General features: G+C 68.4%; 21 protein-coding genes. 20 read left to right on the top strand and 1 reads right to left on the bottom strand.

Features of this window, described 5'->3' with window-relative positions; genetic code table 11:
• The first annotated feature begins 78 nt into the window (after positions 1-78).
• The 12 genes from odhB (at position 79) to FOB47_RS18685 (ending at position 12,803) form a co-directional block, all read left to right on the top strand.
• Entirely contained in the window at positions 79-1,341 is a 1,263-nt protein-coding gene (odhB, locus tag FOB47_RS18740) for a 2-oxoglutarate dehydrogenase complex dihydrolipoyllysine-residue succinyltransferase (protein ID WP_174781804.1), read from the top strand.
• A 142-nt stretch (positions 1,342-1,483) separates the two neighbouring features.
• The gene (gene lpdA / locus FOB47_RS18735; RefSeq protein ID WP_174781803.1) at positions 1,484-2,920 is read left to right on the top strand and encodes a dihydrolipoyl dehydrogenase; all 1,437 of its coding nucleotides are present in this window, start codon (positions 1,484-1,486) and stop codon (positions 2,918-2,920) included.
• Positions 2,921-3,138: 218 nt separating this feature from the next.
• Positions 3,139-4,236 (top strand): cell division protein ZapE, encoded by a 1,098-nt coding sequence (gene zapE / locus FOB47_RS18730; protein WP_053822025.1) that lies wholly within the window; start codon positions 3,139-3,141, stop codon positions 4,234-4,236.
• A 136-nt stretch (positions 4,237-4,372) separates the two neighbouring features.
• The gene (locus FOB47_RS18725; protein WP_174781802.1) at positions 4,373-7,009 is read left to right on the top strand and encodes a heavy metal translocating P-type ATPase; all 2,637 of its coding nucleotides are present in this window, start codon (positions 4,373-4,375) and stop codon (positions 7,007-7,009) included.
• Positions 7,010-7,025: 16 nt separating this feature from the next.
• Complete coding sequence (ccoS, locus tag FOB47_RS18720) at positions 7,026-7,235, top strand: cbb3-type cytochrome oxidase assembly protein CcoS (protein WP_174781801.1); 210 nt, start codon at positions 7,026-7,028, stop codon at positions 7,233-7,235.
• Positions 7,236-7,354: 119 nt separating this feature from the next.
• Positions 7,355-8,851, top strand: a complete 1,497-nt coding sequence (ccoN, locus tag FOB47_RS18715; protein WP_174781800.1) for a cytochrome-c oxidase, cbb3-type subunit I — start codon at positions 7,355-7,357, stop codon at positions 8,849-8,851.
• 19 nt (positions 8,852-8,870) lie between these two features.
• A complete protein-coding gene (ccoO, locus tag FOB47_RS18710; RefSeq protein WP_244959330.1) occupies positions 8,871-9,581 on the top strand; it encodes a cytochrome-c oxidase, cbb3-type subunit II in 711 nt (236 codons plus the stop codon).
• Positions 9,582-9,583: 2 nt separating this feature from the next.
• Entirely contained in the window at positions 9,584-9,826 is a 243-nt protein-coding gene (locus FOB47_RS26395) for a cbb3-type cytochrome oxidase subunit 3 (protein ID WP_174781799.1), read from the top strand.
• Between the two features lie 4 nt (positions 9,827-9,830).
• Positions 9,831-10,781 (top strand): cytochrome-c oxidase, cbb3-type subunit III, encoded by a 951-nt coding sequence (gene ccoP / locus FOB47_RS18700; RefSeq protein ID WP_151023533.1) that lies wholly within the window; start codon positions 9,831-9,833, stop codon positions 10,779-10,781.
• 52 nt (positions 10,782-10,833) lie between these two features.
• Positions 10,834-12,273: a cytochrome c oxidase accessory protein CcoG gene (gene ccoG / locus FOB47_RS18695; RefSeq protein WP_144425892.1), complete on the top strand. Its 1,440-nt coding sequence runs from the start codon at positions 10,834-10,836 to the stop codon at positions 12,271-12,273.
• 12 nt (positions 12,274-12,285) lie between these two features.
• A complete protein-coding gene (locus tag FOB47_RS18690) occupies positions 12,286-12,537 on the top strand; it encodes a FixH family protein (RefSeq protein ID WP_174781798.1) in 252 nt (83 codons plus the stop codon).
• On the top strand, positions 12,534-12,803 hold the full coding sequence (locus FOB47_RS18685; RefSeq protein ID WP_053822019.1) for a hypothetical protein: 270 nt from the start codon (positions 12,534-12,536) through the stop codon (positions 12,801-12,803). The genes FOB47_RS18690 and FOB47_RS18685 overlap by 4 nt, the downstream gene beginning before the upstream one ends.
• A gap of 61 nt (positions 12,804-12,864) precedes the next feature.
• Here the strand turns inward: FOB47_RS18685 and fnr are convergent, their stop codons facing one another.
• Complete coding sequence (fnr, locus tag FOB47_RS18680; RefSeq protein ID WP_420070604.1) at positions 12,865-13,512, bottom strand: fumarate/nitrate reduction transcriptional regulator Fnr; 648 nt, start codon at positions 13,510-13,512, stop codon at positions 12,865-12,867.
• Positions 13,513-13,693: 181 nt separating this feature from the next.
• On the opposite strand from fnr, the gene FOB47_RS18675 reads away from it, so the two are divergent.
• The 8 genes from FOB47_RS18675 (at position 13,694) to truB (ending at position 24,545) form a co-directional block, all read left to right on the top strand.
• Positions 13,694-14,467 (top strand): sulfite exporter TauE/SafE family protein, encoded by a 774-nt coding sequence (locus FOB47_RS18675; protein ID WP_053822017.1) that lies wholly within the window; start codon positions 13,694-13,696, stop codon positions 14,465-14,467.
• Between the two features lie 587 nt (positions 14,468-15,054).
• Positions 15,055-15,972, top strand: coding sequence for an SMC-Scp complex subunit ScpB (gene scpB / locus FOB47_RS18670; RefSeq protein WP_174781796.1), 918 nt, complete (start codon positions 15,055-15,057; stop codon positions 15,970-15,972).
• 6 nt (positions 15,973-15,978) lie between these two features.
• The gene (rluB, locus tag FOB47_RS18665; RefSeq protein WP_174781795.1) at positions 15,979-17,817 is read left to right on the top strand and encodes a 23S rRNA pseudouridine(2605) synthase RluB; all 1,839 of its coding nucleotides are present in this window, start codon (positions 15,979-15,981) and stop codon (positions 17,815-17,817) included.
• A gap of 295 nt (positions 17,818-18,112) precedes the next feature.
• Positions 18,113-18,601: a ribosome maturation factor RimP gene (rimP, locus tag FOB47_RS18660; RefSeq protein ID WP_053822015.1), complete on the top strand. Its 489-nt coding sequence runs from the start codon at positions 18,113-18,115 to the stop codon at positions 18,599-18,601.
• A complete protein-coding gene (gene nusA, locus FOB47_RS18655; protein WP_053822014.1) occupies positions 18,598-20,073 on the top strand; it encodes a transcription termination factor NusA in 1,476 nt (491 codons plus the stop codon). The genes rimP and nusA overlap by 4 nt, the downstream gene beginning before the upstream one ends.
• Before the next feature lie 75 nt (positions 20,074-20,148).
• Entirely contained in the window at positions 20,149-23,025 is a 2,877-nt protein-coding gene (gene infB / locus FOB47_RS18650) for a translation initiation factor IF-2 (protein WP_053822013.1), read from the top strand.
• Positions 23,026-23,132: 107 nt separating this feature from the next.
• The gene (gene rbfA, locus FOB47_RS18645; RefSeq protein ID WP_053822012.1) at positions 23,133-23,501 is read left to right on the top strand and encodes a 30S ribosome-binding factor RbfA; all 369 of its coding nucleotides are present in this window, start codon (positions 23,133-23,135) and stop codon (positions 23,499-23,501) included.
• 75 nt (positions 23,502-23,576) lie between these two features.
• The gene (gene truB / locus FOB47_RS18640) at positions 23,577-24,545 is read left to right on the top strand and encodes a tRNA pseudouridine(55) synthase TruB (protein ID WP_174781794.1); all 969 of its coding nucleotides are present in this window, start codon (positions 23,577-23,579) and stop codon (positions 24,543-24,545) included.
• Positions 24,546-24,619: the final 74 nt, after the last annotated feature.

The following is a 24,619-nucleotide window of genomic DNA, read 5'->3' as shown; positions in this document are numbered from 1 at the left end:
TCGCCCGCATCCGCCACGACTGCGCCGGTTCGCCCCGAATACCGCTGAATACACGCATCTAGCGAGGAAACTCCCACCATGGCCATTGTTGACGTCAAGGTCCCGCAACTGTCCGAATCCGTCGCCGAGGCGACCCTGCTGAACTGGAAGAAGAAGCCCGGTGAAGCGGTCGCGCAGGACGAAATCCTGATCGAAATCGAGACCGACAAGGTCGTGCTCGAAGTGCCGGCACCCTCCGCGGGCGTGCTGTCGCAGATCGTCAAGAACGACGGCGACACCGTGACGGCCGATGAAGTCATCGCCAAGATCGATACCGAGGCCACCGCCGGCGCCGCCGCTCCGGCCGCCGCCGCGCCGGCACCGGCACCGGCAGCGGCTGCGCCCGCACCGGCCGCGGCCGCACCGGCTGCCGCCGCGCCCGCCGCCGCCGGCGCCGTGGCGATGCCCTCGGCCGCCAAGCTGATGGCCGAGCAAGGCCTGTCGGCCGGCCAGGTTGCCGGCACCGGCAAGGATGGCCGCATCACCAAGGGCGACGTGCTCGCCGCCGGTTCGGCCCCCGCCGCCAAGGCGGCCCCGGCTCCGGCTGCCAAGCCGGCGCTGCAGCAGGTCTCCGCACCGGTCGACTTCGCCGCGCTGGGCGATCGTCCGGAAGAGCGCGTGCCGATGAGCCGCCTGCGCGCCCGTATCGCCGAGCGTCTGCTGCAATCGCAACAGACCAACGCGATCCTCACCACCTTCAACGAAGTCAACATGAAGCCGGTGATGGACCTGCGCAACAAGTACAAGGACCGCTTCGAGAAGGAACACGGCGTCAAGCTGGGCTTCATGTCCTTCTTCGTCAAGGCGGCCGTGCACGCGCTGAAGAAGTACCCGATCATCAACGCCTCGGTCGACGGCAACGACATCATCTACCACGGCTACTTCGACATCGGCATCGCGGTCGGTTCGCCGCGCGGCCTGGTGGTGCCGATCCTGCGCAACGCCGACCAGATGAGCCTGGCCGACATCGAGAAGAAGATCGCCGAGTTCGGCGCCAAGGCCCGTGACGGCAAGCTGTCGCTGGACGAGCTGTCGGGCGGTACCTTCTCGATCTCGAACGGCGGCGTGTTCGGCTCGATGCTGTCGACCCCGATCATCAACCCGCCGCAGTCGGCGATCCTGGGCGTGCACGCCACCAAGGACCGCGCCGTGGTCGAGGACGGCCAGATCGTGATCCGTCCGATGAACTACCTGGCGATGTCCTACGACCACCGCATCATCGACGGCCGCGAAGCCGTGCTGGGCCTGGTGGCGATGAAGGAAGCGCTGGAAGACCCGGCCCGCCTGCTGCTGGACCTGTAATCGCAGCATCCGCCGCGGTCTCCCGATCGGGGACCGCGCGCCGCCCGGGCGCAGGCCCGGCGGCCAACCGAATGCAACACCATGCCGCGCGCCGGCTCCGACCCTGGTCGGGCAAGGCGCGCCGACGCAACGAGGAATTCCCATGAGCAAACAATTCGACGTGCTGGTGATCGGCGCGGGCCCCGGCGGCTATATCGCCGCGATCCGCGCGGGCCAGCTTGGCCTGAACGTCGCCTGCTGCGAAGGCAATCCGTACGACGATCCGAAGGGCGAGGCCCGCCTGGGCGGCACCTGCCTGAACGTCGGCTGCATCCCGTCGAAGGCGATGCTGGCTTCGTCCGAGGAATACGAGAACGTGCAGCACCACCTGGCCGACCACGGCATCACCGTGGGCGACGTCAAGGTCGATATCGCCAAGATGCTCAAGCGCAAGGACGATATCGTCGGCAAGATGACCAAGGGCATCGAGTTCCTGTTCCGCAAGAACAAGGTCACGCTGTTCAAGGGCTTCGGCAAGTTCGTCGGCAAGAACGCCGACGGCTTCCAGGTCGAGATCGCCGGCAAGGCCGGCACCGAGACCATCACCGCGAAGCAGGTGATCATCGCCACCGGTTCGAAGGCCCGCCATCTGCCCGGCATCCCGGTCGACAACAAGCTGGTCAACGATAACGAGGGCGCGCTGAAGTTCGCCGAGGTGCCGAAGAAGCTGGGCGTGATCGGCGCCGGCGTGATCGGCCTGGAGCTGGGCTCGGTGTGGCGCCGTCTCGGTGCCGACGTGACCGTGCTCGAGGCGCTGCCGGCGTTCCTGGGCGCCGCCGACGAAGGCGTCGCCAAGGAAGCGCAGAAGCTGCTGACCAAGCAGGGCCTGAAGTTCAGCCTGGGCGTCAAGGTCAATGAGGTCAAGACCGGCGACAACAACGTCACCGTCAGCTACACCGACAAGGACGGCAACGCGCAGACGCTGGAAGTCGATCGCCTGATCGTGTCGGTCGGCCGCGTGCCGAACACCGACAACCTGGGTCTGGACGCCGTCGGTCTGGGTACCGACGAGCGCGGCTTCATTCCGGTCGACGACCACTGCGCGACCTCGGTGCCGGGCCTGTGGGCGATCGGCGACGTGGTGCGCGGCCCGATGCTGGCGCACAAGGCCGAGGACGAAGGCGTGGCCGTGGCCGAGCGCATCGCGGGCCAGAAGCCGCACATCGACTACAACTGCATTCCGTGGGTGATCTACACCTACCCGGAAATCGCCTGGGTCGGCAAGACCGAGCAGCAGCTCAAGGCCGAGGGCCGCGAGTACAAGTCGGGCCAGTTCCCGTTCGTGGCCAACGGCCGCGCGCTGGGCATGGGCGCCTCGGACGGCTTCGTCAAGATGCTGGCCGATGCGAAGACCGACGAGATCCTGGGCGTGCATGTGGTCGCGGCCAATGCTTCGGACCTGATCGCCGAAGCCGTGGTGGCGATGGAGTTCAAGGCCGCCAGCGAGGATATCGGCCGCGTGTGCCACCCGCACCCGTCGATGTCCGAGGTGATGCGCGAAGCCGCGCTCGCGGTGGACAAGCGTCAGCTCAATATGTAAGGCGCAGGCACGGCTTGCGACGCGCAGCCGTGCTCCCTCTCCCGCTTGCGGGAGAGGGTTGGGGAGAGGGCAGGGGCGCTTGCAAGGGCGCTGCCGGTCGATCGGCCGCTGCTTTCCCTCTCCCCCGGCCCCTCTCCCGCAAGCGGGAGAGGGGAGTATCGCGGTGCCATCCCGCTCGCCTGGGACCAGGGCGCTGCCGCACACTTTCCCTTCCCCCGATGAACGTCACCGAGTACTACCACCACGAACTGCAGCAGCGCGGCTATCGGTCCGACGAGGCGCAGTTGCGCGCGGTGGCGCGGCTGCAGCAGTGCTACGACGAATGGGTCGCCTACAAGCAGCGGCGCAACAATGCGCTGAAGAAGCTGCTGATCCGGCCCGAGGTGCCCAAGGGCGTCTATCTGTGGGGCGGAGTAGGGCGCGGCAAGTCGTTCCTGATGGACAGCTTCTACCACTGCGTGCCGGTGGTCAGGAAGACCCGCCTGCATTTCCACGAGTTCATGCGCGAGGTGCACCGCCAGCTCGAGGAACTGCGCGGCCGGCCCGATCCGCTGGACGAGCTGGCCAAACGGATCGCCCGCAAGTACCGGCTGATCTGTTTCGATGAATTCCATGTCAGCGATGTCGCCGACGCGATGATCCTGCATCGGCTGCTGGAGCAGATGTTCGAGAACGGCGTGCAGTTCGTGATGACGTCGAACTACCGCCCGGACCTGCTGTATCCGGACGGCCTGCATCGCGACCGCATCCTGCCGGCCATTGCGCTGCTCGAACGCAAGCTGGACGTGCTGAACGTCGATGCCGGCATCGACTACCGCAAGCGCACGCTGGAGCAGGTGCAGGCCTATTACACGCCGCTGGACGCCAAGGCCAGCGCGGCGCTGCGCGACGCCTTCGCGGCGCTGGCCGGCATCGCCGACGAATCGCCGATCCTGCATATCGAAAAGCGCGAGCTGCACGCGCTGCGCAAGGCCAATGGCGTCGTCTGGTTCGACTTCGCGACGCTGTGCGGCGGCCCGCGCTCGCAGAACGACTATCTGGAGCTGGCCGAGCGCTTTCACACGGTGATCCTGTCGGACGTGCCGAAGATGACGCCGCGGATGTCGTCGGAGGCGCGCCGCTTCACCTGGCTGGTCGATGTGTTCTACGACCACAAGGTCAAGCTGCTGATGTCGGCCGAGGTGCCGCCCGACGAGCTCTACGTCGAAGGCCAGATGGCCAACGAATTCCATCGCACGGTGTCGCGCATCATCGAGATGCAATCGCGCGAATATCTCGAGGCGCCGAGGCGCACCGGCGCCACCGAGCTGGCCTGAGCGGCCGCCTGCCCGGGGGCGGCCCTCCGGCGCGCAACGTGTCGCGGGCCAGGGGCGCCGTTTGCGTATGCCTTGACCGGGATCAAACCGCCGCCCGGCGGCGGTCCCTAGAATCGATCGGACATCCAGGACTACGATGCCGATCGCCTTCGCCCCTTCCTCCCACGCCGGACCAGCCGGCTCCGCCATGCCCGCGGACGCCGCCACGGACGCTGCCTCGGACGCCGCCTCGTGCTTCCACTGCGGGTTGCCGACGGGCGCCGCGCCCGATGTGCTGCGCGCGCAGGTCGGGGGGATGGCGCGCCGCTTCTGCTGCGCCGGCTGCCTGGCGCTGGCGCAGGCGCTGGACCAGGCCGGCTTCGCCCATCTCTATGGCGGCGAGTTCCGCTTCGGCCGTCCGCTCGACGGGGCGGCACGGGCTCGGCTCGAGCCGGTCTGGCAGGCCTACGACACCGAGGAGCTGCGCGCGCGCTTCGTGCGGCGGCTCGACGGCGCTGGGCAACGGGAAGGACCGCGCGAAGCGGCGCAGGACCGCTTCGAAATCACGCTGGCGCCCGAGAATATCCGCTGTGCTGCCTGCGCCTGGCTGATCGAGCAGAAGCTGGCGCAGCTGCCCGGCGTCGAGTCCGCGGTCGCCAATCTGGCCACGCGCCGTGTGCTGGTGCGCTGGCGCGGCGGCGCGCTGACCGTCGCGGGGCTGCTCGGCGCGCTTGCCGATATCGGTTACACCGCGTGGCCGTTCGAGTTCTCCGCGGCGGACCGCCGGGACAGCGCGGCCCGGCGCGGCCTGCTGATGCGGCTGGCGGTGGCCATGCTCGGCATGATGCAGGTGATGATGTACGCGTGGCCCGTCTATACGCACGAGGGCACGATCGCCGCGGCGCACCTGCGGCTGCTGCAATGGGCGAGCCTCGCGCTGACGCTGCCGGTGATCGTCTACAGCGCGGCGCCGATCTTCGCGGGTGCCTGGCGCAGCCTGCGCCAGCGCCATGTCGGCATGGACGTGCCGGTGGCGCTGGGGCTGGCGGCGGCCTTTGGCGCCAGCCTGCTTGCCACCGTGCGCGGCAGCGGCGAGGTCTACTACGACTCGGTGACGATGTTCGTCGCCTTGCTGCTGCTGGCGCGCTATCTCGAACTGCGCGTGCGGCAGGCCTCGCGCAGCGGCGCCGAGATGCTGGCGCGGCAGCTGCCGGCCACCTGCGAGCAGTGCTTTCCCGACGGCACGGTGCGGCGCGTGCCGGTCGCGCGGCTGGCGCCGGGAGACCGCGTGCGCGTGCGCGCCGGCGAGATCGTGCCGGCCGATGGCGAGATCGTCGAGGGCACCAGCGATCTGGACGAATCGATGCTCAGCGGCGAAAGCCGGCCGGTGCCGCGTGGGCCGGGGCAAGCGGTGCTGGCGGGCTGCTACAACGCCAGCAGTGCGCTGGTGATCGAAGTGCGCCGCGTCGGGGCCGGCACGCGGCTGGCCGAAATCGTCGCGCTGCTCGAACGCGCGCTGACCGACAAGCCGCGCCTCGCGGTGGTCGCCGATCGCGTGGCGGCATGGTTCGTGGCGGCGCTGCTGGCCATTGCGGTGGCCGTGGGCCTGCTGTGGTGGGCCATCGCCCCGGAGCGCGCGCTGATGGTGACCGTCGCCGTGCTGGTGGTCAGCTGCCCCTGCGCGCTGTCGCTGGCGACGCCCGCGGCCCTGGCGGCCGCCGGCGCGGCGTTGTCGCGGCGCGGCGTGCTGCTGACGCGCGGCCATGCGCTGGAAACGCTTGCCGGTGTCACCGATGTCGTGCTGGACAAGACCGGCACGCTGACCGAAGGGCGCTTCGCCGTTGCCAACGTCATTGCGCTGGGCGCCCTGGCGCAGTCCGACTGCCTTGCGCTGGCCGGTGCGCTGTGCCGCGGCGGCGAGCATCCGGTGGCGAGGGCGTTGGTGGCCGCGGCCGAACATGCGGCGAGCGCGAGCGATGTCGTTGGCCGCGCCACCGTGCAGACGAGCGGCGAACAACAACTGACGCCATCGCGCAATCGTCCGGGGCAGGGCGTGGAGGCGCGGCTCGACGGCCGCCTGATACGGATCGGCCGCCGCGACTTCGTCGACGCACTGTCGCGGTCCGCGGGTTCTCTGGATGACGCCGCCGGCGACGAGGCGGCCCTCGACGCGTTGCGCCGCCATCTGCACGACGGCGCCTCGCCGGTGTGGCTCGGCGACGAGGGCGGACTGCTTGCGGTGTTCGTGCTGTCGGACACCGAACGCCCGCAGGCCGCCGATCTGCGGGCACGCCTGCGGGCGTTGGGGCTGCGCTGCCATCTGGTTTCCGGAGACAGCCAGCCGACAGTGCGCTGGTGGGCCCGCCATTTCGGCATCGAGGCCGCGCACGGGCGCGTCAGTCCCGAAGGCAAGCGCGACTACGTGAGCGCCCTGCAGCGCGATGGCGCGGTGGTGCTGGCCATCGGCGACGGCATCAACGATGCGCCGGTGCTGGCGCAGGCGCAGGTGTCGATCGCGCTGGGCAGCGGCGCGCCGCTGGCGCAGGTCGGCGCCGACGCGGTGCTGACCCACGACGGCATCGCCGACGTCGCCACCGCGCTGGCGATCGCGCGCCGCACGCGGGCGGTGATCCGGCAGAACCTCGGCTGGGCCTTCGCCTACAACGTGGTGGCCATTCCGCTGGCCGCCAGCGGGCATGTCACCGCATGGATGGCGGGGCTCGGCATGTCGCTGTCCTCGCTGCTGGTGGTCGCCAATGCCTGGCGCCTGCTGCGCGTGCCCAGGGGGCGCTAGCGATGGACACGCGGTGATGGATACGCTGTTCCTGCTGGTGCCGATGAGCCTCGCGCTGGTCCTGCTGATCGCTGCCGCGTTGTGGTGGGCGCTGCGCGCCGGCCAATACGACGATCTCGAGCGGCCCGGGCAGGCGATCCTGCTCGACAACGATCGTCCTGATGCGCGGGCGGGCGCCGCGCCGCGGCCGCACCGCCGCGCTGGCCGTTGCGTGAATCCCCGCTGAGGTTCCCCGCGGCGCGGTGCATCTGCACGGCGCTTGATCCGGATCAAGGGCGCGCCGCACGAGCCGCTCTACATTGACCCCATCGATTTCAAATTCCATATCCATCCTTGGGGGTCTGAATGGACGTCACCGCCGCCGGCCTGACCGGCACGGCCACGCGCACGCGCGCCGCCGACACCTTCAACTATCACGTCGTGAGGCAATTCGCCGTCATGACCGTGGTATGGGGCATCGTCGGCATGGCGGTCGGCGTGCTGCTCGCCGCGCAACTGATCTGGCCCGAACTCAATTTCGACACGCCGTGGCTGTCGTTCGGACGGCTGCGCCCGCTGCATACCAATGCGGTGATCTTCGCCTTCGGCGGCAGCGCGCTGTTCGCCACGTCGTATTACGTGGTGCAGCGCACCTGCCAGACGCGGCTGTTTGCCGGGCCGCTGGCGGCCTTTACCTTCTGGGGGTGGCAGGTCGTGATCGTGGCCGCCGCGATCACGCTGCCGCTGGGCATCACGACGTCGAAGGAATACGCCGAGCTGGAATGGCCGATCGACCTGCTGATCGCGGCGGTATGGGTCGCCTACGCGATCGTGTTCTTCGGCACTATCGTCCGGCGCAAGACCCGCCACATCTACGTGGCCAACTGGTTCTTCGGCGCCTACATCCTGACGATCGCGATCCTGCATATCGTCAACAACATCGAGCTGCCGGCATCGCTGTGGAAGTCGTATTCCGCCTATGCCGGCGTGCAGGATGCGATGGTGCAGTGGTGGTACGGCCATAACGCGGTCGGCTTCTTCCTGACCACCAGCTTCCTCGGCATGATGTACTACTTCATTCCGAAGCAGGCCGAGCGCCCGATCTATTCGTACCGGCTGTCGATCGTCCATTTCTGGGCGCTGAACTTCACCTATATGTGGGCCGGTCCGCATCATCTGCAATACACCGCGCTGCCCGACTGGGCGCAGTCGCTCGGCATGGTGTTCTCGCTGATCCTGCTGGCGCCGTCGTGGGGCGGCATGATCAACGGGATCATGACGATGTCCGGGGCCTGGCACAAGCTGCGTACCGATCCGATCCTGAAGTTCCTGGTGGTGGCGCTGTCCTTCTACGGCATGGCGACCTTCGAGGGCTCGATGATGTCGATCAAGACGGTCAACGCGCTGTCGCACTACACCGACTGGACCATCGGCCACGTGCATTCGGGCGCGCTGGGCTGGGTCGCGATGATCACGATCGGCTCGCTGTACTACCTGGTGCCGCGCCTGTTCGGCCAGCAGAAGATGTACAGCACGCGCCTGATCGAATGGCACTTCTGGATCGCGACCATCGGCGTGGTGCTCTATATCGCCTCGATGTGGATCGCCGGCGTGATGGAAGGGCTGATGTGGCGTGCCACGCAGCCGGACGGCGCGCTGACCTATGCATTCGTCGAAGCGGTCAAGGCCAAGACGCCGTTCTACCTGATCCGTCTGCTGGGCGGCCTGTGCTTCCTCGCCGGCATGCTGCTGATGGCGTGGAACGTCGCGCGCACCATCGCCGGCCGCCGCGCCTTCGATGCGGTGATTCCGGCGAGCGCCAGTGCCGCGGCCGCCGTGACCGCGACCGCCCCCGCAGCCTGAACGTCATCCGGATTCCATCATGTCCCAACAACGACGCTTCCTTTCGCACGAGACGCTGGAGAAGAACATCGGCTGGCTGATCGTCTGCACCATCGTGGTGGTCAGCATCGCCGGCTTCGTGCAGATCCTGCCGCTGTTCTTCCAGCATTCGACTACGCAGCCCGATCCGGGCATCGTCCCTTACTCGCCGCTGCGCCTGATGGGGCGCGACATCTATATCCGCGAGGGCTGCGTCGGCTGCCATTCGCAGCAGGTGCGCACGCTGCAGGCCGAGGTCGAGCGCTACGGCCCTTACTCGACCGCCGGCGAGTCGGTCTACGACCATCCGTTCCTGTGGGGCTCCAAGCGGACTGGCCCCGACCTGGCGCGCGTCGGTGGGCGCTACTCGGACGACTGGCAGCGCATCCATCTGCGCAATCCGCGCGACGTCGTGCCCGAGTCGGTGATGCCTTCGTATCCGTGGCTGGCCAGGACCGCGCTGCCGACCGACGACATTGGCCAGCGCATGCGGACGCTGCGCACGCTCGGCGTGCCATACAGCGAGGCCGATATCGACGGCGCGCCCGACGCGCTGAAGGGCAAGACCGAGGAGGACGCGCTGGTGGCGTATCTGCAGGGCCTTGGCACCAATCGGCGCGCCGTCGGCATCGATGTCGCCGGCGCGGACCGCAAGACGGACGGCAGCGCGGCCCCCCGCATGGCAGCGGGCGCGCGCAGCGGGAGCCAGTGACCATGGCGACCTTGACCGCGTTTTCCACGCTGATCTTCCTCGTCGTCTTTGTCGGCATCGTCTGCTGGGCTTGGTCCGGCGGCCGGCGCCATGCCAATCGGGAAGCCGCCTGGCTGCCGTTCGCGCTGCCCGACGAGGGCGGCGGCGAGAACACCATCGGCGGCACCATCGGCGACAACATCGACGGCAGCAGGGCCGTGCCGCGCGACGCCGCGCGCGCGCACGCCATCGAGCAGGGACATTGATGTCATGAGCGACTTTATTTCCGATTTCTGGGGCTACTACATCGGCGCGATTGCGCTGGGCGGCATCGTCTGGTGCGTCTGGCTGCTGTTCTCGCAGACGCGCGTCGCCAAGGGCGCCACCACAACGAGCCCTGCTGCCGGTGCGCCGGCGCAGGATACCGGCCATGTCTGGGACGACGATCTGCGCGAACTGAACAACCCGCTGCCGCGCTGGTGGATGTGGATGTTCCTGCTGAGCTGCGTGTTCGCGCTCGGCTATCTGGTGCTCTATCCGGGCCTCGGCGCGTATCGCGGCGTGCTCGGCTTCACCAGCCAGGGCGAGCTGGCGGAACAGCGACAGGCCGCGCTGCGTGGCCAGCAGGCGGTGTACGGCAAGTACATGGACCTGAAGATCGAACAGGTGGCCGCCGATCCCGAGGCGCGCGAGATCGGCCAGCGGCTGTTCCTGAACTACTGCGCGCAGTGCCATGGGTCCGATGCACGCGGCAGCCGCGGCTTTCCCGACCTGACCGACCGCGACTGGCTCCATGGCGGCGATCCGGCCACGATCATGCAGAGCATCGCCAAGGGGCGCCATGGCGTGATGCCGTCGTTCGCCGCCGTCATCGACGAGAAGGGCGCCGGCGATGTCGCGCAATACGTGCGATCGCTGTCGGGGCTGGCGTTCAACCCGATCCGCGCGGCGCGCGGCGAACCGGTCTTCAAGTCGACCTGCGTCGCCTGCCACGGCGGCACGGGCAAGGGCAACCAGGCGCTCGGCGCGCCCGACCTGACCGACAAGGTGTGGCTGCACGGCAGCGCCGAGGCGAATATCGTCAAGGCGATCCTGCAGGGCCACGACAACCGGATGCCGGCGCACGAGGACATCCTGACGCCCGAGCGCATCCGCATGCTGACCGCGTATGTGTGGGGATTGTCGGCGGACAGCGGCACGATGGCGGCCGCGGGGCAGTGATGGACATCGCTCGCGGCAACCGGTTTCGCATGCGGACTGTGCAGGGGCAGCCATGAACGCGCCAGGCATCGACCCGACCGAGGCCTCGCTGTACGAGGTTCGGCGCAAGATCTATCCGCGCGCCGTGACCGGCGCGTTCGCCAGCTGGCGCATCGCCATGGTGCTGGCCACGCAGCTGGTGTTCTACGGTACGCCGTGGCTGCAATGGAACGGCCGCCAGGCGGTGCTGTTCGACCTGGGCGCACGCAAGTTCTATCTGTTCGGCCTGGTGCTGTGGCCGCAGGACGTGATCTATCTGGCCGTGCTGCTGGTGATCTCGGCGCTGTCGCTGTTCCTGTTCACCGCGATCGCCGGACGGCTGTTCTGCGGCTATGCCTGTCCGCAGACCGTCTACACCGAGATCTTCCTGTGGATCGAGCGCAAGGTCGAGGGCGACCGCATCGCCCGCATCCGGCTCGACGGCGAACGCTGGGGCCCGCGCAAGCTGCGCCTGAAGGCGACCAAGCATCTGCTGTGGATCGCGATCGCCCTGTGGACCGGCTTTACCTTCGTCGGCTATTTCTCGCCGATCGATGCGCTGGGCCGGGCGGTGCTGAACCTGTCCACCGGGCCGTGGGAAACGTTCTGGATCGGCTTCTACGCGTTCGCCACCTGGGGCAATGCCGGCTTCATGCGCGAGCAGGTCTGCAAGTACATGTGCCCGTATGCGCGGTTCCAGAGCGTGATGGTCGACAAGGACACCTATGTGGTCACCTACGACACGCGGCGCGGCGAGCCGCGCGGCTCGCGCTCGCGCAAGGCCGACCCGCGCGCGCTCGGCATCGGCGACTGCGTGGACTGCAGCATCTGCGTGCAGGTCTGCCCGACCGGCATCGACATCCGCGACGGGCTGCAGTACGAGTGCATCGGCTGCGGGGCCTGCATCGATGCCTGCAATCAGGTCATGGACAAGATGCGTTATCCGCGCGGGCTGATTCGCTACACCTCCGAGAACGCGATGCGGCGCGCGCTGTCCGCGGCCAATGCGCGCCGCCGCGTGGTCCGCCCGCGCATCGTGTTGTATGCGGTGCTGTGGCTGGCGCTGGCCGGCGGCTTCGTCTGGTCGGTGGCCGTGCGCACGCCGCTGAAGGTGGACATCATCCGCGACCGGCAGGCGCTGGCGCGCGAAGTCGACGGGCGCTGGATCGAAAACGTCTACCGGCTGCAGCTGATCAATACCACCGAGGGCGAGATGGATGTCGCCATCGCGGCGGAAAGCCCCGGTCTGCCGGGCCTGTCCGTCGAATACGAGCGCGGTGCCGGCCACCTCGCGCCCACATCGAACCGGCTGCTGCCGCTGCGGCTGCGCGTGCCGCTGGAGCAGGCCGCGTCGGGCACCCATGTGGTCGATATCGTGGTCAGCGGCTCGCCCGCAGAGTCCGGGGCCGGGCTTGCAGCCGACCGTGTGCAAGTGCGGCAGTCCACCCGCTTTTTCGTTCCCGACCAACCGTAACGAGGCATCGACATGTCCCAATGCAAACCATGGTGGAAGGAGCCGTGGCCGTGGCTGCTGATCAGTGGCCCGGCGCTGGCGATGATCGGCTGTGCGGTGACGATCTGGGTCGCGATGCAGCACGCGGACCGGCCGATCGTCGACGGCGTGGTGCGTCAGGGGCTGCTGGTCCGGCAGGCGGCGACGCCGGCGGCGGTGGCGGCTTCGGCTGCCACGCAGGACTCGCGCGACGCGGTCGATCCCCGATCGGTGGCACGGCCATGAAGGCGCGCTGGCTGATCTGGGTGCTGTGGCCCGCCTTCGTCGGCGCGGCCATGGCCTTCGTGCTGGTGTTCTCGCTGATCGATCCGCGCGATCTGCGGATCTTCGGCCGGCCACTCGAGCTGTCGCACGGCGCGGTCTATACGCTCGGCTTCGGCCTGGCGTGGGCGGTGTGCGCGCTGTCCAGCGCACTGACGGTGTGCATGCTGCCGGCGTCGATGCTGGCGCCGATGTCGTCGCCGATGTCGGCGGCCGACGAACTGGAGTAGCGCGGTGGCAATGCGGGGAACGGCTGCCGCGGGCGCCACCGCGGCCACCGCCGGGCCGGGATCAGCAGGCGGTCTTGCCCAGCAGCTGACGGATGCCGTCCATGTCGACCAGCTTCACATGGCGCTGGCGGATCTGGATCAGGCCCGCTTCGGCGAAGCGCGAGAACAGCCGGCTGACGGTCTCGAGCTTCAGGCCCAGATAGCTGCCGATTTCCTCGCGGCTCATCCGCAGCACGAACTCGGACGGCGAATAGCCGCGTGCCGACAGGCGTTCGGACAGGCTGATCAGAAAGCCGGCGAGCCGCTCCTCGGCGCGCATCGAGCCCAGCGTGATCAGCATCATCTGGTCCTGCGTGATTTCGCGGCTCATCAGCCGCATGAACTGGTGCTGCAGCGAAGGCAGCGAGGCCGACAGCGTCTGGATCTCGTTGTAGCGGACCACGCAGACCTCGGTGTCTTCGAGCGCGGTCGCGTCCGACGCATGCCGCATCTCGGTCAGTCCATCGAAACCGACCACTTCGCCGGGCAGGTGAAAGCCCGTGATCTGCGCGCGGCCGTCTTCCATCGTCACGTGCGTCTTCAGCGTGCCGAAGCGGATCGCATAGACCGCGTCCAGTGGATCGCCGAGGCGATACAGCGATTCGCCCTTGCGCACGCGCACGCGCTCCTGCACCAGCGTGTCCATCTTTTCGACGTCCTGCGCCGACATGCCGACCGGCAGGCACAGCTGTCCCAGCGAGCAGGTGGAGCAGCGGGTCGATTGGTCGTTCAGGGGAATGGCGTTCAGCAATTGGAATCCGCGCGAAGGGAGGGAGTTGCCATCGGCATGGCGATGGACGTGAAGCGTCCGGGCATTCTACCGTGCGGCATCCCGTCGAGGGGAGCGTGAGATGGCGATCGGCGTACTGGCAAGCGTGTTTCTGCTGGCACTGTTGGGCGGCGTCCACTGTGCGGCGATGTGCGGCGGCATTGCGCTGGTACTCGAGGGCAACGATGCGAGGCAAGCCGCGCCGGTGGCGCTGTACCGCAGCCGCGCGGCGTGGGTCCGCGAACTGCTGGTCCTGCATGCCGGCCGCCTGAGCGCCTATGCGGTGCTCGGCGCCTTGCTCGGCGCGGCCGGCGCGGCCGCGTGGAAGGTGCAGTATCTGCCGGTGCAGCGCGCGCTGTTCGCGGCCGGCAGCGCGAGCCTGCTGCTGGCCGGGCTGTGGGCGTTGGGCGGCGCGCGGCTGGCCGGACGCGTTCCCGGCGTCGAGGCCCTGGCACGGCGGCTTGCGGCAAGCTGGGCGCGCTGGGGCGGAAGAACCATCGCACGCAAGGAAGCCGGCGCGGCCCCGCGCGGCGCCCGGCGCCTGCTGCGCCGCTACGCCGCCGGACTGGCCTGGGGGCTGGTGCCGTGCGGCATGGTCTACGCCGCGCTCGCGCTGGCCTTGCTGGCGGGCAGCGCCGCGTCGGGCGCGCTGGTGATGCTGGCCTTCGGCCTGGGCACGCTGCCCAATCTGCTGATGCTGTCCAGCCTGTCGGCCGGCTTGCGCGTGCTGGCGCGCCGGCCGTGGGTCCGCCGCGGCATCGGCGCGGCGGTCGCACTGTTCGGTGCGGCCGGTCTCGCGCGGGCCGCGATGCTGCCCGAAACGCTGGCCGCGCACGGCTTCTGCCTGACCTTGTGACGGCGGGCCGCCGCGCGGCTGCCAAGCCCGCGGTTGCAGGCCGGCGCGGGAATGCCATACAATCGCGGGAAGCCACCGCGACCGGGCCGCTTTCGCGCAGGTGTCGTGGTCGCCCGGTCGCGCTTGATCCAGGCGTCTGTCAAGGCACTCATGGGTATCCATACCCATCTCCCTCCCCGCACTGTCCGGCTAGAACATCCGATGTCGACATCGGCCAAGAATACCGGCCAGCGGCGTGGCAGCGAGGGGCCCGACAGGCTGCACGCCAGGCCATGACCAAGTTGTCTCGCATTCCGGACGGTCGCGGCTGTCCGGGCGTGTCGGCCGCAACAGGGGAGACGGCGCGACACGCTGGTCCTTCCGCCGACCGATATCGGGAGACGGGCGGACGATCTTCTGCCGGAACGGACCGGCAATCGATGCACCGATGAGAAGCGCGCGGACCCGATGCGGCAAGCATCCCGGTCGGCTGCGCGATGAATGGCGGCAGGCGTCCCTGAAGCGGAACGCGCGCCGCTGAATCGACCAATCTCCAGCGCGTCCGGGTGTCACGGACGCAGATGCAAAGACAGGCCGCACACCACAACATGAATACCCAAGAGGCGAAAATCGTCCTCGAGACGGCGCTGATCTGCGCGCAGGAGCCGCTGCGCGTCGCCGATCTGCGCCGCTTGTTCGCCGACGACGTCGGCGCCGACACGATCCGTGTTCTGCTGGAGGAGCTGCGCAAGGACTGGGAGCCGCGCGGGGTCGAACTGGTGGCGCTGGCGAGCGGCTGGCGCTTCCAGAGCCGTCCGGCGATGCGCGAATACCTGGACCGGCTCAATCCCGAGAAGCCGCCCAAATATTCGCGCGCGGTGATGGAAACGCTGGCCATCATCGCCTATCGCCAGCCGGTCACACGCGGCGATATCGAGGAAATCCGCGGCGTCACGGTCAGCACCGAGGTCATCAAGAAGCTCGAGGATCGCAGCTGGATCGAGGTGATCGGCCATCGCGACGTGCCCGGCAAGCCGGCGCTGTACGCGACCACCAAGACGTTCCTCGACGACCTCGGGCTGCGTACGCTGGATGAATTGCCGCCGCTGGAGGATCCGCAGGCGCAGGTCCAGGAAGCGCTGCTGAATCAGGGCGCGATCGACTTCGACGAGGTCGCCACGGCGGCCGGCGCCGATGAGGAAACCTTCGCCGCGGCGCCGGAAGGGGTGGCACAGGCGGATGGCGTCGATGCTGCCGCGGCCGCTGCGGTAGATGAGGTCGATGTTGCGGAACAGGCAGACGAGATGCCGCCGCAGGCCGATACCGACGAACCGGCCGAACCGGAAATACCTGCCGAATCCGCGGAGATGCGCGCCGCGGCGGCCGCCGAAGATACCGGCGACGCTGCCGCGGAAGCCGCCGACGCTGCTGACGCTGCCGGCGAGACAGCCGACCAGGCCGACGCCGACGCGCCCCAACTCGATGAACGCGATGCCGACGAGCAAGGCGCACGCGTCCCGAACTAACACCAGATGCAACAAGCGAGTGTGAATACTTTGTCCGACTCTATCGATCAAGACGTGCGCGAGGCCGAGACGCCTGCCGAGGGCGCCGCGCCGCGCCGCAAGGGCCTGCGCCGCGGGCTGCGCAATCTGGTGGCCTCGCGCCGCCAGGCCGCGCAGGATCGCGATGCCGCCGACGCCGTGGCAGGCGAAGCCGGCGCGGCGGCGCCCGAGGGTGGCGCCACGGCTGCGCCCGCGCCCGGATCGCGGGGCGGACGCAGCCGCCGCGCCAAGCCCACTGAAGGCGAGGCGCCGCGCGAGAATGCCGGCAAGCGCCGCGGCCGCGGCAACGCCGCCCAGGGCGGCGGCCAGAATGCCGGTCAGCAAGCCGGCGCGAGGGCAGAAGGCGCGCGCCCGGAAGGCGAGGGCGGCAATAACGGCCAGCCCCGTCCGGCCGGCAAGCGCAAGGGCGGCAAGAGCGCGGCCCGGCCGGCCAAGGGCGCCGGCAAGCCGGCCGCGCCGGCGGCGGAAAAGGGCGGTGCCAGGCCGGCCGCGAAGGGCGACAAGAGCGCCGCGGCCGAGGACCTGTTCCGCTTCGTGATCTCGGGCCAGTACGACGCCGACGGCGGCGCCGCGGGCCCGGCGCGCAAGGCCAAGCCGGTGCGCGAGCTGTCCGCCGAGGACGACGCGCCGAAGCTGCACAAGGTGCTGGCCGAAGGCGGCCTTGGGTCGCGCCGCGAAATGGAAGAGCTGATCCTGCAGGGCCGGGTGTCGGTCAACGGCCTGCCCGCGCATATCGGGCAGCGCATCCTGCCGACCGACCAGGTCCGCGTCAACGGCAAGCTGATCCATCGCCGTGTGACCACCAAGCCCCCGCGCGTGCTGCTGTATCACAAGCCGGCCGGCGAGATCGTCAGCCAGTCGGATCCGGAAGGCCGTCCGACCGTGTTCGACAGCCTGCCGCGCCTGAAGACCGCCAAATGGGTCGCCGTGGGCCGGCTGGACTTCAATACCGAAGGGCTGCTGATCTTCACGACGTCCGGCGACATCGCCAACCGCTTCATGCATCCGCGTTACGGCGTCGAGCGCGAATACGCGGTGCGCACGCTGGGCGAACTGGCCGAAGCGGATCGTCAGCGTTTGCTGCACGGCATCCAGCTCGACGATGGCCAGGCCAACTTCCTGCGCATCGTCGACGGTGGCGGGGAGGGCGTCAACCACTGGTACCACGTGGCGCTGACCGAAGGCCGCAACCGCGAGGTGCGCCGCATGTTCGAGGCGGTCGGCCTGACCGTGTCGCGGCTGATCCGCACCCGCTATGGCCAGTTCCTGCTGCCGCGCGGCCTGAAACGCGGCCGCTGGCAGGAGCTCGAGCCCGAGGAGGTGCGCGCGATGATGGCCGCGATCGGCCTGAAGGCGCCGGCCAAGCAGGCCGGCGCGCCGAAGGGGGCGACCAAGGTCGGCGGCCGCAAGCAGCGCGAGCAGGCCGCGATCGAGGGCCGTCCGATGGCGACCGGCATGGACGGCCTGCCGCGCTTCAACAAGGAAGGCGGCCGCGGCGGCGCCAATCGCGGCCAGCCCGATCCGATGCAGACGTCGATGGGCTATATCACCGCGCCGACGCTGCTGACCTCGCACACCGGCAGGTTCGCGGCCGGCGTCAGCATGCCGCAGCAACCCGGCATGCGCGGCCCGGCCGGCAGCGGCCGCGGCGGTCCGCGTGGCGGCGCGCGCGGCGCGCAGGGACAGGGCGGCCAGGGCCAGGGACGGGCGCAGCGGCGCGGCGGCGAACCCAACGGCAATGTGATGCCCAAGGCTGGCAAGCCGAGCGGTCCCGGCCGCGGACGCCCGCGCGGCGGCAAACGCTGAGGCGCAGGCGCGCCCGGCCGCGAGGCGCAACGGGGCGAGGGCGGGCACATTCCGTGCCCACTTCGCTCGGCTTTGCCTTTTGTGGCCCTAGCGCGTATAATGCGAGTCTATTCAAAAAGTCATCCTCCAAGGGGATGGGCGAATGATGGGCGTTCCGCCCATTTTTTTTTGGTTCGTCCGATCGTCCGAACACGCGGAAAATCGCGATGTGGGGCTCCGCCGGAGATGACGGCAGGCAGCCGGCCATTCGCCGCGGCCTCGCCCGGTAGTTTGATGGCCATTTTTCGGAACGACAGTGCATCTGGCAGATTTGATCGAAACCACATTGACCGGCATGGGGTATGAGCTGGTCGAACTCGAACGCGCCCCAGGCGGGTTGCTGCGCGTCTATATCGATCAGCCTGACACCGGCATTGCCATCGAGGATTGCGAGAAGGTCAGCCGCCAGCTGACTCATGTGCTGACCGTCGAGAACGTCGATTACGAACGGCTCGAGGTCTCCTCTCCGGGACTGGACCGTCCGCTGAAAAAACTGGCCGACTATGTTCGCTTTGCCGGCGAGGAGGCGCGCGTGACGCTGCGCCTGCCGATCGACGGCCGCAAGAACTTCGTCGGCATCCTGCAGCCGCCCACCGGCGAGCCCGGCGCCGAGAAGATCGGCCTGGAATTCGAGGGCAAGGATGGCCCGGCGCTGCTGGAATTTACCGTATCCGATGTCGACAAGGCGCGCCTGGTGCCGGTAATCGACTTCAAAGGAAATCAGAGAAAAGGGAACAAGCAATGAGCCGCGAAGTTCTGTTGCTCGTCGATGCGCTTGCGCGCGAGAAGAACGTCGACAAGGATGTGGTATTCGGTGCGCTCGAAGCGGCTCTCGCTTCGGCCACCAAGAAGCGTTTCGAGGAAGACGTCGATATCCGTGTGCACATCGATCGGGAATCCGGCGAGCACGAGACTTTCCGCCGCTGGCTGGTGGTGCCCGACGAGCAGGGCCTGCAGGAGCCGGACAAGCAGATCTTGCTGTTCGAAGCCCGTGAGCAGGATGCCAATATCGAACTGGGCGAATTCGTCGAGGAGCAGATCGAATCGGTCGAATTCGGCCGCATCGGCGCGCAGGCCGCCAAGCAGGTGATCCTGCAGAAGATCCGCGACGCCGAGCGCGAGCAGATCCTCAACGATTACCTGGAGCGTGGCGAGAAGATCATGACCGGCACGGTCAAGCGCGCCGACAAGAAGGGCCTGATCGTCGAGTCCGGCCGTGTCGAGGCGTTGCTGGCGCGCGATCAGATCATTCCGAAGGAAAATCTGCGTACCGGCGATCGCGTTCGAGCGTATATCCTGAATGTGGACCGCACCGCGCGTGGCCCGCAGATCGAGCTGTCGCGCACCTCGCCGCAGTTCCTGATCAAGCTGTTCGAGAACGAAGTGCCCGAGATGGAGCAGGGCCTGCTGGAGATCAAGGCCGCCGCCCGCGACCCGGGCGTGCGCGCGAAGATCGCGGTGGTGGCGCACGACAAGCGCATCGATCCGATCGGCACCTGCGTCGGCGTGCGCGGCACCCGCGTCACCGCGGTGCGCAACGAGATCGGCGGCGAAGCGGTCGACATCGTGCTGTGGTCGGAAGATCCGGCGCAGTTCGTGATCGGCGCGCTGGCGCCGGCGCAAGTGCAGTCGATCGTCGTCGATGAAGAGAAGCACAGCATGGATGTCGTGGTCGACGAGGAAAACCTCGCCGTCGCGATCGGCCGCAGCGGACAGAACGTGCGCCTGGCGTCCGAGCTGACCGGCTGGCAGATCAACATCATGACGCAGGAAGAATCGGCGCAGAAGCAGGCCGAGGAAAGCGAAGTGGTGCGGCGCCTGTTCATGTCCAAGCTGGACGTGGACCAGGAAGTGGCCGACATCCTGATCGAGGAAGGCTTCTCCTCGCTCGAGGAAGTCGCCTACGTGCCGATCAGCGAGATGATGGAGATCGAGGCCTTCGACGAGGACACCGTCAACGAGCTGCGCAATCGCGCCCGCGATGCGCTGCTGACGATGGAGCTGGCCCGCGAAGAGAAGGTCGAGTCGGTGTCGCAGGATCTGCGCTCGCTGGACGGCCTGACGCCGGAGCTGATCGGCAAGCTCGCCGAGGGCGACATCCACACGCGTGACGACCTCGCCGAACTGGCGGTCGACGAACTGGTCGAGATGACCGGGGTCAGCGAAGAAGAAGCCAAGGCGCTGATCATGAAAGCACGGGAACACTGGTTCAACTGAGGGACACGTTCGCATAGAGCGCGCTTTCCGCACAAGACTGTCCCGACGTAGAAACCGAGCATTGAAAGGGTTTGAATGGCAAGCACAACAGTTGCCCAACTGGCCGCAGAACTGAGTCGCAGCGCAGCTGCCCTGCTGGAACAATTGCAGGCAGCTGGGGTGGGCAAGTCCAAGCCTGAGGACGTGGTCACCGAGACCGACAAGGCCAGGTTGCTGGACTACCTGAAGCGTTCGCACGGTCAGGCCGATGACGGCTCGCGCAAGAAGATCACGCTGACCAAGCGCGAAACCTCGGAGATCCGCCAGGCGGATGCGACCGGGAAGACGCGCACGGTGCAGGTCGAGGTGCGCAAGAAGCGCGTGCTGATCAAGCGCGACGAGACGCCCGCCGATGGCGCGGCCGACGGCCAGGAAGTGTCCGAGCCGGTGGTCGACCAGGCCGAGCTGGCGCGCCGCGCCGAAGAGGAACGCCGCCAGGCCGAATTGCTGGCGCGCCAGGAAGCCGAGCTGAAGGCCCGCCAGGAGGCGGCCGAACGCGAGGAAGCCGAGCGCCGCGCACGCCAGGAAGCGCTGGAGGCGGAAGAGCGCCGCCAGGCCGAGCTGGCCGCCCGCAAGGCCGAGGAAGAGGCCGCGGCGACGCGCGCCGCGAGCGAGGCCAACGAGGACGCGGACCGCAAGAAGGCCGAGGACGACAAGACGCGTCTGGCGGCCGAACGCGCCGCCGCGCAGAAGGCCGCCGACGATGCCAAGGCCGCCGCCGACAAGGTGCGCGCCGAGCAGGACGCGGCCCGCAAGCGCCGCGAGGCCGCCGAGGCCGAGGCCCGCGCGATCCAGCAGATGCTCAATGCGCCGGCGCGCGTGCTGAAGGCACCGTCCGAGCGCAAGGCCGAGGAAAAGAAGGCCGAGCAGAGCGGCACGCTGCACAAGCCGGTCAAGCCGGCCGGCACGGTCGAGGCCAAGAAGGACGACAAGAAGCCCGCGGTGGCTGCCACGACGGTCGACAAGAAGACCGGCAAGGTGGTCAAGGGCTCGTCGACCTGGCAGGACGAGGGTTCGCGCAAGAAGGGCGGTGGCCTGAAGACCCGCGGCGATTCGTCGGGCGGTGTCGGCGGCTGGCGCGGCGGCCCGCGCGGCCGTGGCGGCAAGCATCAGCAGGACGACCGCAGCGGCTTCCAGGCACCGGTCGAGCCGGTGGTGCGCGAGGTCCATGTGCCCGAGACCATCTCGGTTGCGGACCTGGCCCACAAGATGGCCGTCAAGGCCTCCGAGGTCATCAAGCAGATGATGAAGCTCGGCCAGATGGTCACCATCAACCAGGTGCTGGACCAGGAGACCGCGATGATCGTGGTCGAGGAAATGGGCCACAAGGCGCTGGCGGCCAAGCTGGACGATCCGGAAGCGCTGCTGATCGAAGGCGGCGAGGACCAGTCGGACGCCGAGCAGCTGCCGCGTCCGCCGGTCGTCACCGTGATGGGTCACGTCGACCACGGCAAGACCTCGCTGCTGGACTACATCCGCCGCACCAAGGTCGCGGCCGGCGAAGCGGGCGGCATTACGCAGCATATCGGTGCCTACCATGTGGAAACCGATCGCGGCGTGATCACCTTCCTCGATACGCCGGGCCACGAGGCCTTCACCGCGATGCGTGCGCGCGGCGCCAAGGCGACCGATATCGTGATCCTGGTGGTGGCCGCCGATGACGGCGTGATGCCGCAGACCAAGGAGGCGATCGCCCACGCCAAGGCGGCCGGTGTGCCGATCGTGGTGGCGATCAACAAGATCGACAAGCCCGAAGCCAACCCGGACCGCGTCAAGCAGGAACTGGTGGCCGAGCAGGTCGTGCCGGAAGAGTACGGCGGCGATTCGCCGTTCGTGCCGGTGTCGGCCAAGACCGGCGCGGGCGTCGAAGAACTGCTGGAGCAGGTGTCGCTGCAGGCTGAAATCCTGGAGCTGAAGGCGCCGGTCGACGCGCCGGCCAAGGGCCTGGTCGTCGAAGCGCAGCTGGACAAGGGCAAGGGCCCGGTGGCAACCGTGCTGGTCAACAGCGGGACGCTCAAGCGTGGCGACGTCGTGCTGGCAGGCAGCGCCTACGGCCGCGTCCGGGCGATGCTCGACGAGAACGGCAAGCCGACCAAGGAGGCCGGCCCGTCGATTCCGGTCGAGATCCAGGGCCTGTCCGAGGTGCCGGCGGCCGGCGAGGAAGTGCTGGTGCTGCCCGACGAGCGCAAGGCGCGCGAAATCGCGCTGTTCCGTCAGGGCAAGTTCCGCGACGTCAAGCTGGCCAAGCAGCAGGCGGCCAAGCTCGAGACCATGCTGGAGCAGATGACCGAGGGCGAAGTGCAGACGCTGCCGTTGATCGTCAAGGCCGACGTGCAGGGTTCGCAGGAAGCGCTGGTGCAGTCGCTGCAGAAACTGTCGACCGACGAAGTGCGCGTGCAGATCGTGCACGGCGCGGTGGGCGGCATCACCGAATCGGACGTCAACCTGGCGACGGCATCGAAGGCGGTCATCATCGGCTTCAACGTGCGTGCCGACGCCGGCGCGCGCAAGCTGGCCGAGAGCAACGGCATCGACATCCGCTACTACAACATCATTTACGATGCGGTAGACGAGATCAAGGCGGCGATGTCGGGCATGCTGGCGCCGGAGAAGCGCGAAGTGACGATCGGCCAGGTCGAGGTGCGCCAGGTGTTCCGCGTGCCGAAGATCGGTGCGGTGGCCGGCTGTATGGTCACCGACGGTCTGGTCAAGCGTGGCGCCTTCGTGCGCGTGCTGCGCAACAACGTCGTGGTGTTCTCGGGCGAGCTCGATTCGCTCAAGCGCTTCAAGGACGATGTCAAGGAAGTCAAGCAGGGCTTCGAGTGCGGTCTGTCGATCAAGAACTTCAACGACGTTCAGGAAGGCGACCAGCTCGAAGTGTATGAAATCACCGAGGTCGCGCGCACGCTGTAAGGCGGCGCGCCGCGGCGGCGGGCCTTCACCGGTCCGCCGCCGCCGGCCCATCCACGCCGTCGGTCCCATCGCCTTCGCCGGCGACGCCGCTGGCAAAGTCGTATCGCATGGCCAAGAAAGGCAATATTTCCTCCCGTAACCTGCGCCTGTCCGATCAGATCCAGAAGGATCTGGCCGAGATGATCCAGCGCGAACTGCGCGACCCGCGCCTGGGCCTGGTCACGCTGCAATCGGTGTCGCTGACGCCCGACTACGCGCACGCCAAGGTCCACTTCACGGTGCTGGGCGCCGAACCGGCCGACGCCGAGGCGATCCTCAACGAGAAGGCCGGCTACCTGCATTCGCTGCTGTTCAAGCGGCTGCATATCCATACCGTGCCGACGCTTCGCTTCGTCCACGATACCTCGGTCGAACACGCGATCGAGATGTCGAAGCTGATCGACCAGGCCAACGCCACGCGCGCCAAGGACGAGTAAGTCCGCGGCGCCGGCGCGTCCTGCGTCGTCGTCGTTCTCCCGAGCAAGGCACCGCTCCCCGCCGTTTCCTCTTCCATGACCGATTCCAACGCTCCACGTCCGCCCCGGCTGTCGCGCCGCGACGTGCATGGCGTGCTGCTGCTCGACAAGCCGCTCGGGTTGTCGTCGAACGATGCGCTGATCCGCGCCAAGCGGCTGCTGCGCGCCAACAAGGCGGGCCACACCGGCACGCTGGACCCGCTGGCGACCGGGCTGCTGCCGCTGTGTTTCGGCGAGGCGACCAAGTTCTCACAGGATCTGCTCGATGCCGACAAGACCTATGAGGCGACGGTGCGGTTGGGGCAGCGGACCTCGACCGGCGATGCGGAAGGCGAGGTGATCGCCGAACGCCCGGTCGGCAGCGATGCCGCGGCGCTGAACGAAGCGCTGGCGCGTTTCGTCGGTGCGATCGAGCAGGTGCCGCCGATGCATTCGGCGCTGAAGAAGGACGGCCGGCCGCTGTACGAGTACGCGCGCGCCGGGCAGACCGTCGAGCGCGCGGCGCGCCGCGTGACGATCCATGACATCGCATTGCTCGGCTGCGAGCTGCCCGCCGCGCCGGTGTTCGCGATGCGCGTGACGTGCAGCAAGGGTACCTATATCCGGACGCTTGCCGAGGACATCGGCGAGGCGCTCGGCTGCGGCGCGCATCTGACCGCGCTGCGGCGCACCGCGGTCGGCGATCTGACGCTGGACGGCGCGGTCACGCTGGAACAGCTGGGCGAGCACGACGACGCGGCACGGCCGGCCTTGCTGGCGCCGGTCGACGCGCTGCTGCAGCGCTGCGTGCCGGTGACGCTCGACGCCGCCGCGACGCAGCGTTTTCTGCAGGGACAACGGATCGCCGGGCGCGATCTGCCGGCACAGGCGTTCGAAGGTCTGGGATCGCAGCAAGACACGCTGGCGCGCGTCTATGGCGGCGAACCGCCGCGGCTGCTGGGCGTGGCCAGATGGCGCGAGGGCGCGCTGCGGCCGGAGCGGTTGGTCAGATTGGGCGCGGACTGATCCGGTCGGAGCCCGCTCTCCCCGGCCCCTGTCCCGCATGCGGGACAGGGGCCGGGGAGAGGGCAAGCGGCGTG

The sequence above is a fragment of the Cupriavidus gilardii genome, from assembly GCF_013347325.1.
Lineage (GTDB): Bacteria > Pseudomonadota > Gammaproteobacteria > Burkholderiales > Burkholderiaceae > Cupriavidus > Cupriavidus gilardii.
This window is presented reverse-complemented; position numbering and strand designations above follow the sequence as displayed.

Coding starts and splice junctions, on each gene's coding strand:
- odhB (WP_174781804.1), top strand. CDS start 79: ATGGCCATTGTTGACGTCAAGGTCCCGCAACTGTCCGAATCCGTCGCC.
- lpdA (WP_174781803.1), top strand. CDS start 1,484: ATGAGCAAACAATTCGACGTGCTGGTGATCGGCGCGGGCCCCGGCGGC.
- zapE (WP_053822025.1), top strand. CDS start 3,139: ATGAACGTCACCGAGTACTACCACCACGAACTGCAGCAGCGCGGCTAT.
- FOB47_RS18725 (WP_174781802.1), top strand. CDS start 4,373: ATGCCGATCGCCTTCGCCCCTTCCTCCCACGCCGGACCAGCCGGCTCC.
- ccoS (WP_174781801.1), top strand. CDS start 7,026: ATGGATACGCTGTTCCTGCTGGTGCCGATGAGCCTCGCGCTGGTCCTG.
- ccoN (WP_174781800.1), top strand. CDS start 7,355: ATGGACGTCACCGCCGCCGGCCTGACCGGCACGGCCACGCGCACGCGC.
- ccoO (WP_244959330.1), top strand. CDS start 8,871: ATGTCCCAACAACGACGCTTCCTTTCGCACGAGACGCTGGAGAAGAAC.
- FOB47_RS26395 (WP_174781799.1), top strand. CDS start 9,584: ATGGCGACCTTGACCGCGTTTTCCACGCTGATCTTCCTCGTCGTCTTT.
- ccoP (WP_151023533.1), top strand. CDS start 9,831: ATGAGCGACTTTATTTCCGATTTCTGGGGCTACTACATCGGCGCGATT.
- ccoG (WP_144425892.1), top strand. CDS start 10,834: ATGAACGCGCCAGGCATCGACCCGACCGAGGCCTCGCTGTACGAGGTT.
- FOB47_RS18690 (WP_174781798.1), top strand. CDS start 12,286: ATGTCCCAATGCAAACCATGGTGGAAGGAGCCGTGGCCGTGGCTGCTG.
- FOB47_RS18685 (WP_053822019.1), top strand. CDS start 12,534: ATGAAGGCGCGCTGGCTGATCTGGGTGCTGTGGCCCGCCTTCGTCGGC.
- fnr (WP_420070604.1), bottom strand. CDS start 13,512: ATGTCGGCGCAGGACGTCGAAAAGATGGACACGCTGGTGCAGGAGCGC.
- FOB47_RS18675 (WP_053822017.1), top strand. CDS start 13,694: ATGGCGATCGGCGTACTGGCAAGCGTGTTTCTGCTGGCACTGTTGGGC.
- scpB (WP_174781796.1), top strand. CDS start 15,055: ATGAATACCCAAGAGGCGAAAATCGTCCTCGAGACGGCGCTGATCTGC.
- rluB (WP_174781795.1), top strand. CDS start 15,979: ATGCAACAAGCGAGTGTGAATACTTTGTCCGACTCTATCGATCAAGAC.
- nusA (WP_053822014.1), top strand. CDS start 18,598: ATGAGCCGCGAAGTTCTGTTGCTCGTCGATGCGCTTGCGCGCGAGAAG.
- infB (WP_053822013.1), top strand. CDS start 20,149: ATGGCAAGCACAACAGTTGCCCAACTGGCCGCAGAACTGAGTCGCAGC.
- rbfA (WP_053822012.1), top strand. CDS start 23,133: ATGGCCAAGAAAGGCAATATTTCCTCCCGTAACCTGCGCCTGTCCGAT.
- truB (WP_174781794.1), top strand. CDS start 23,577: ATGACCGATTCCAACGCTCCACGTCCGCCCCGGCTGTCGCGCCGCGAC.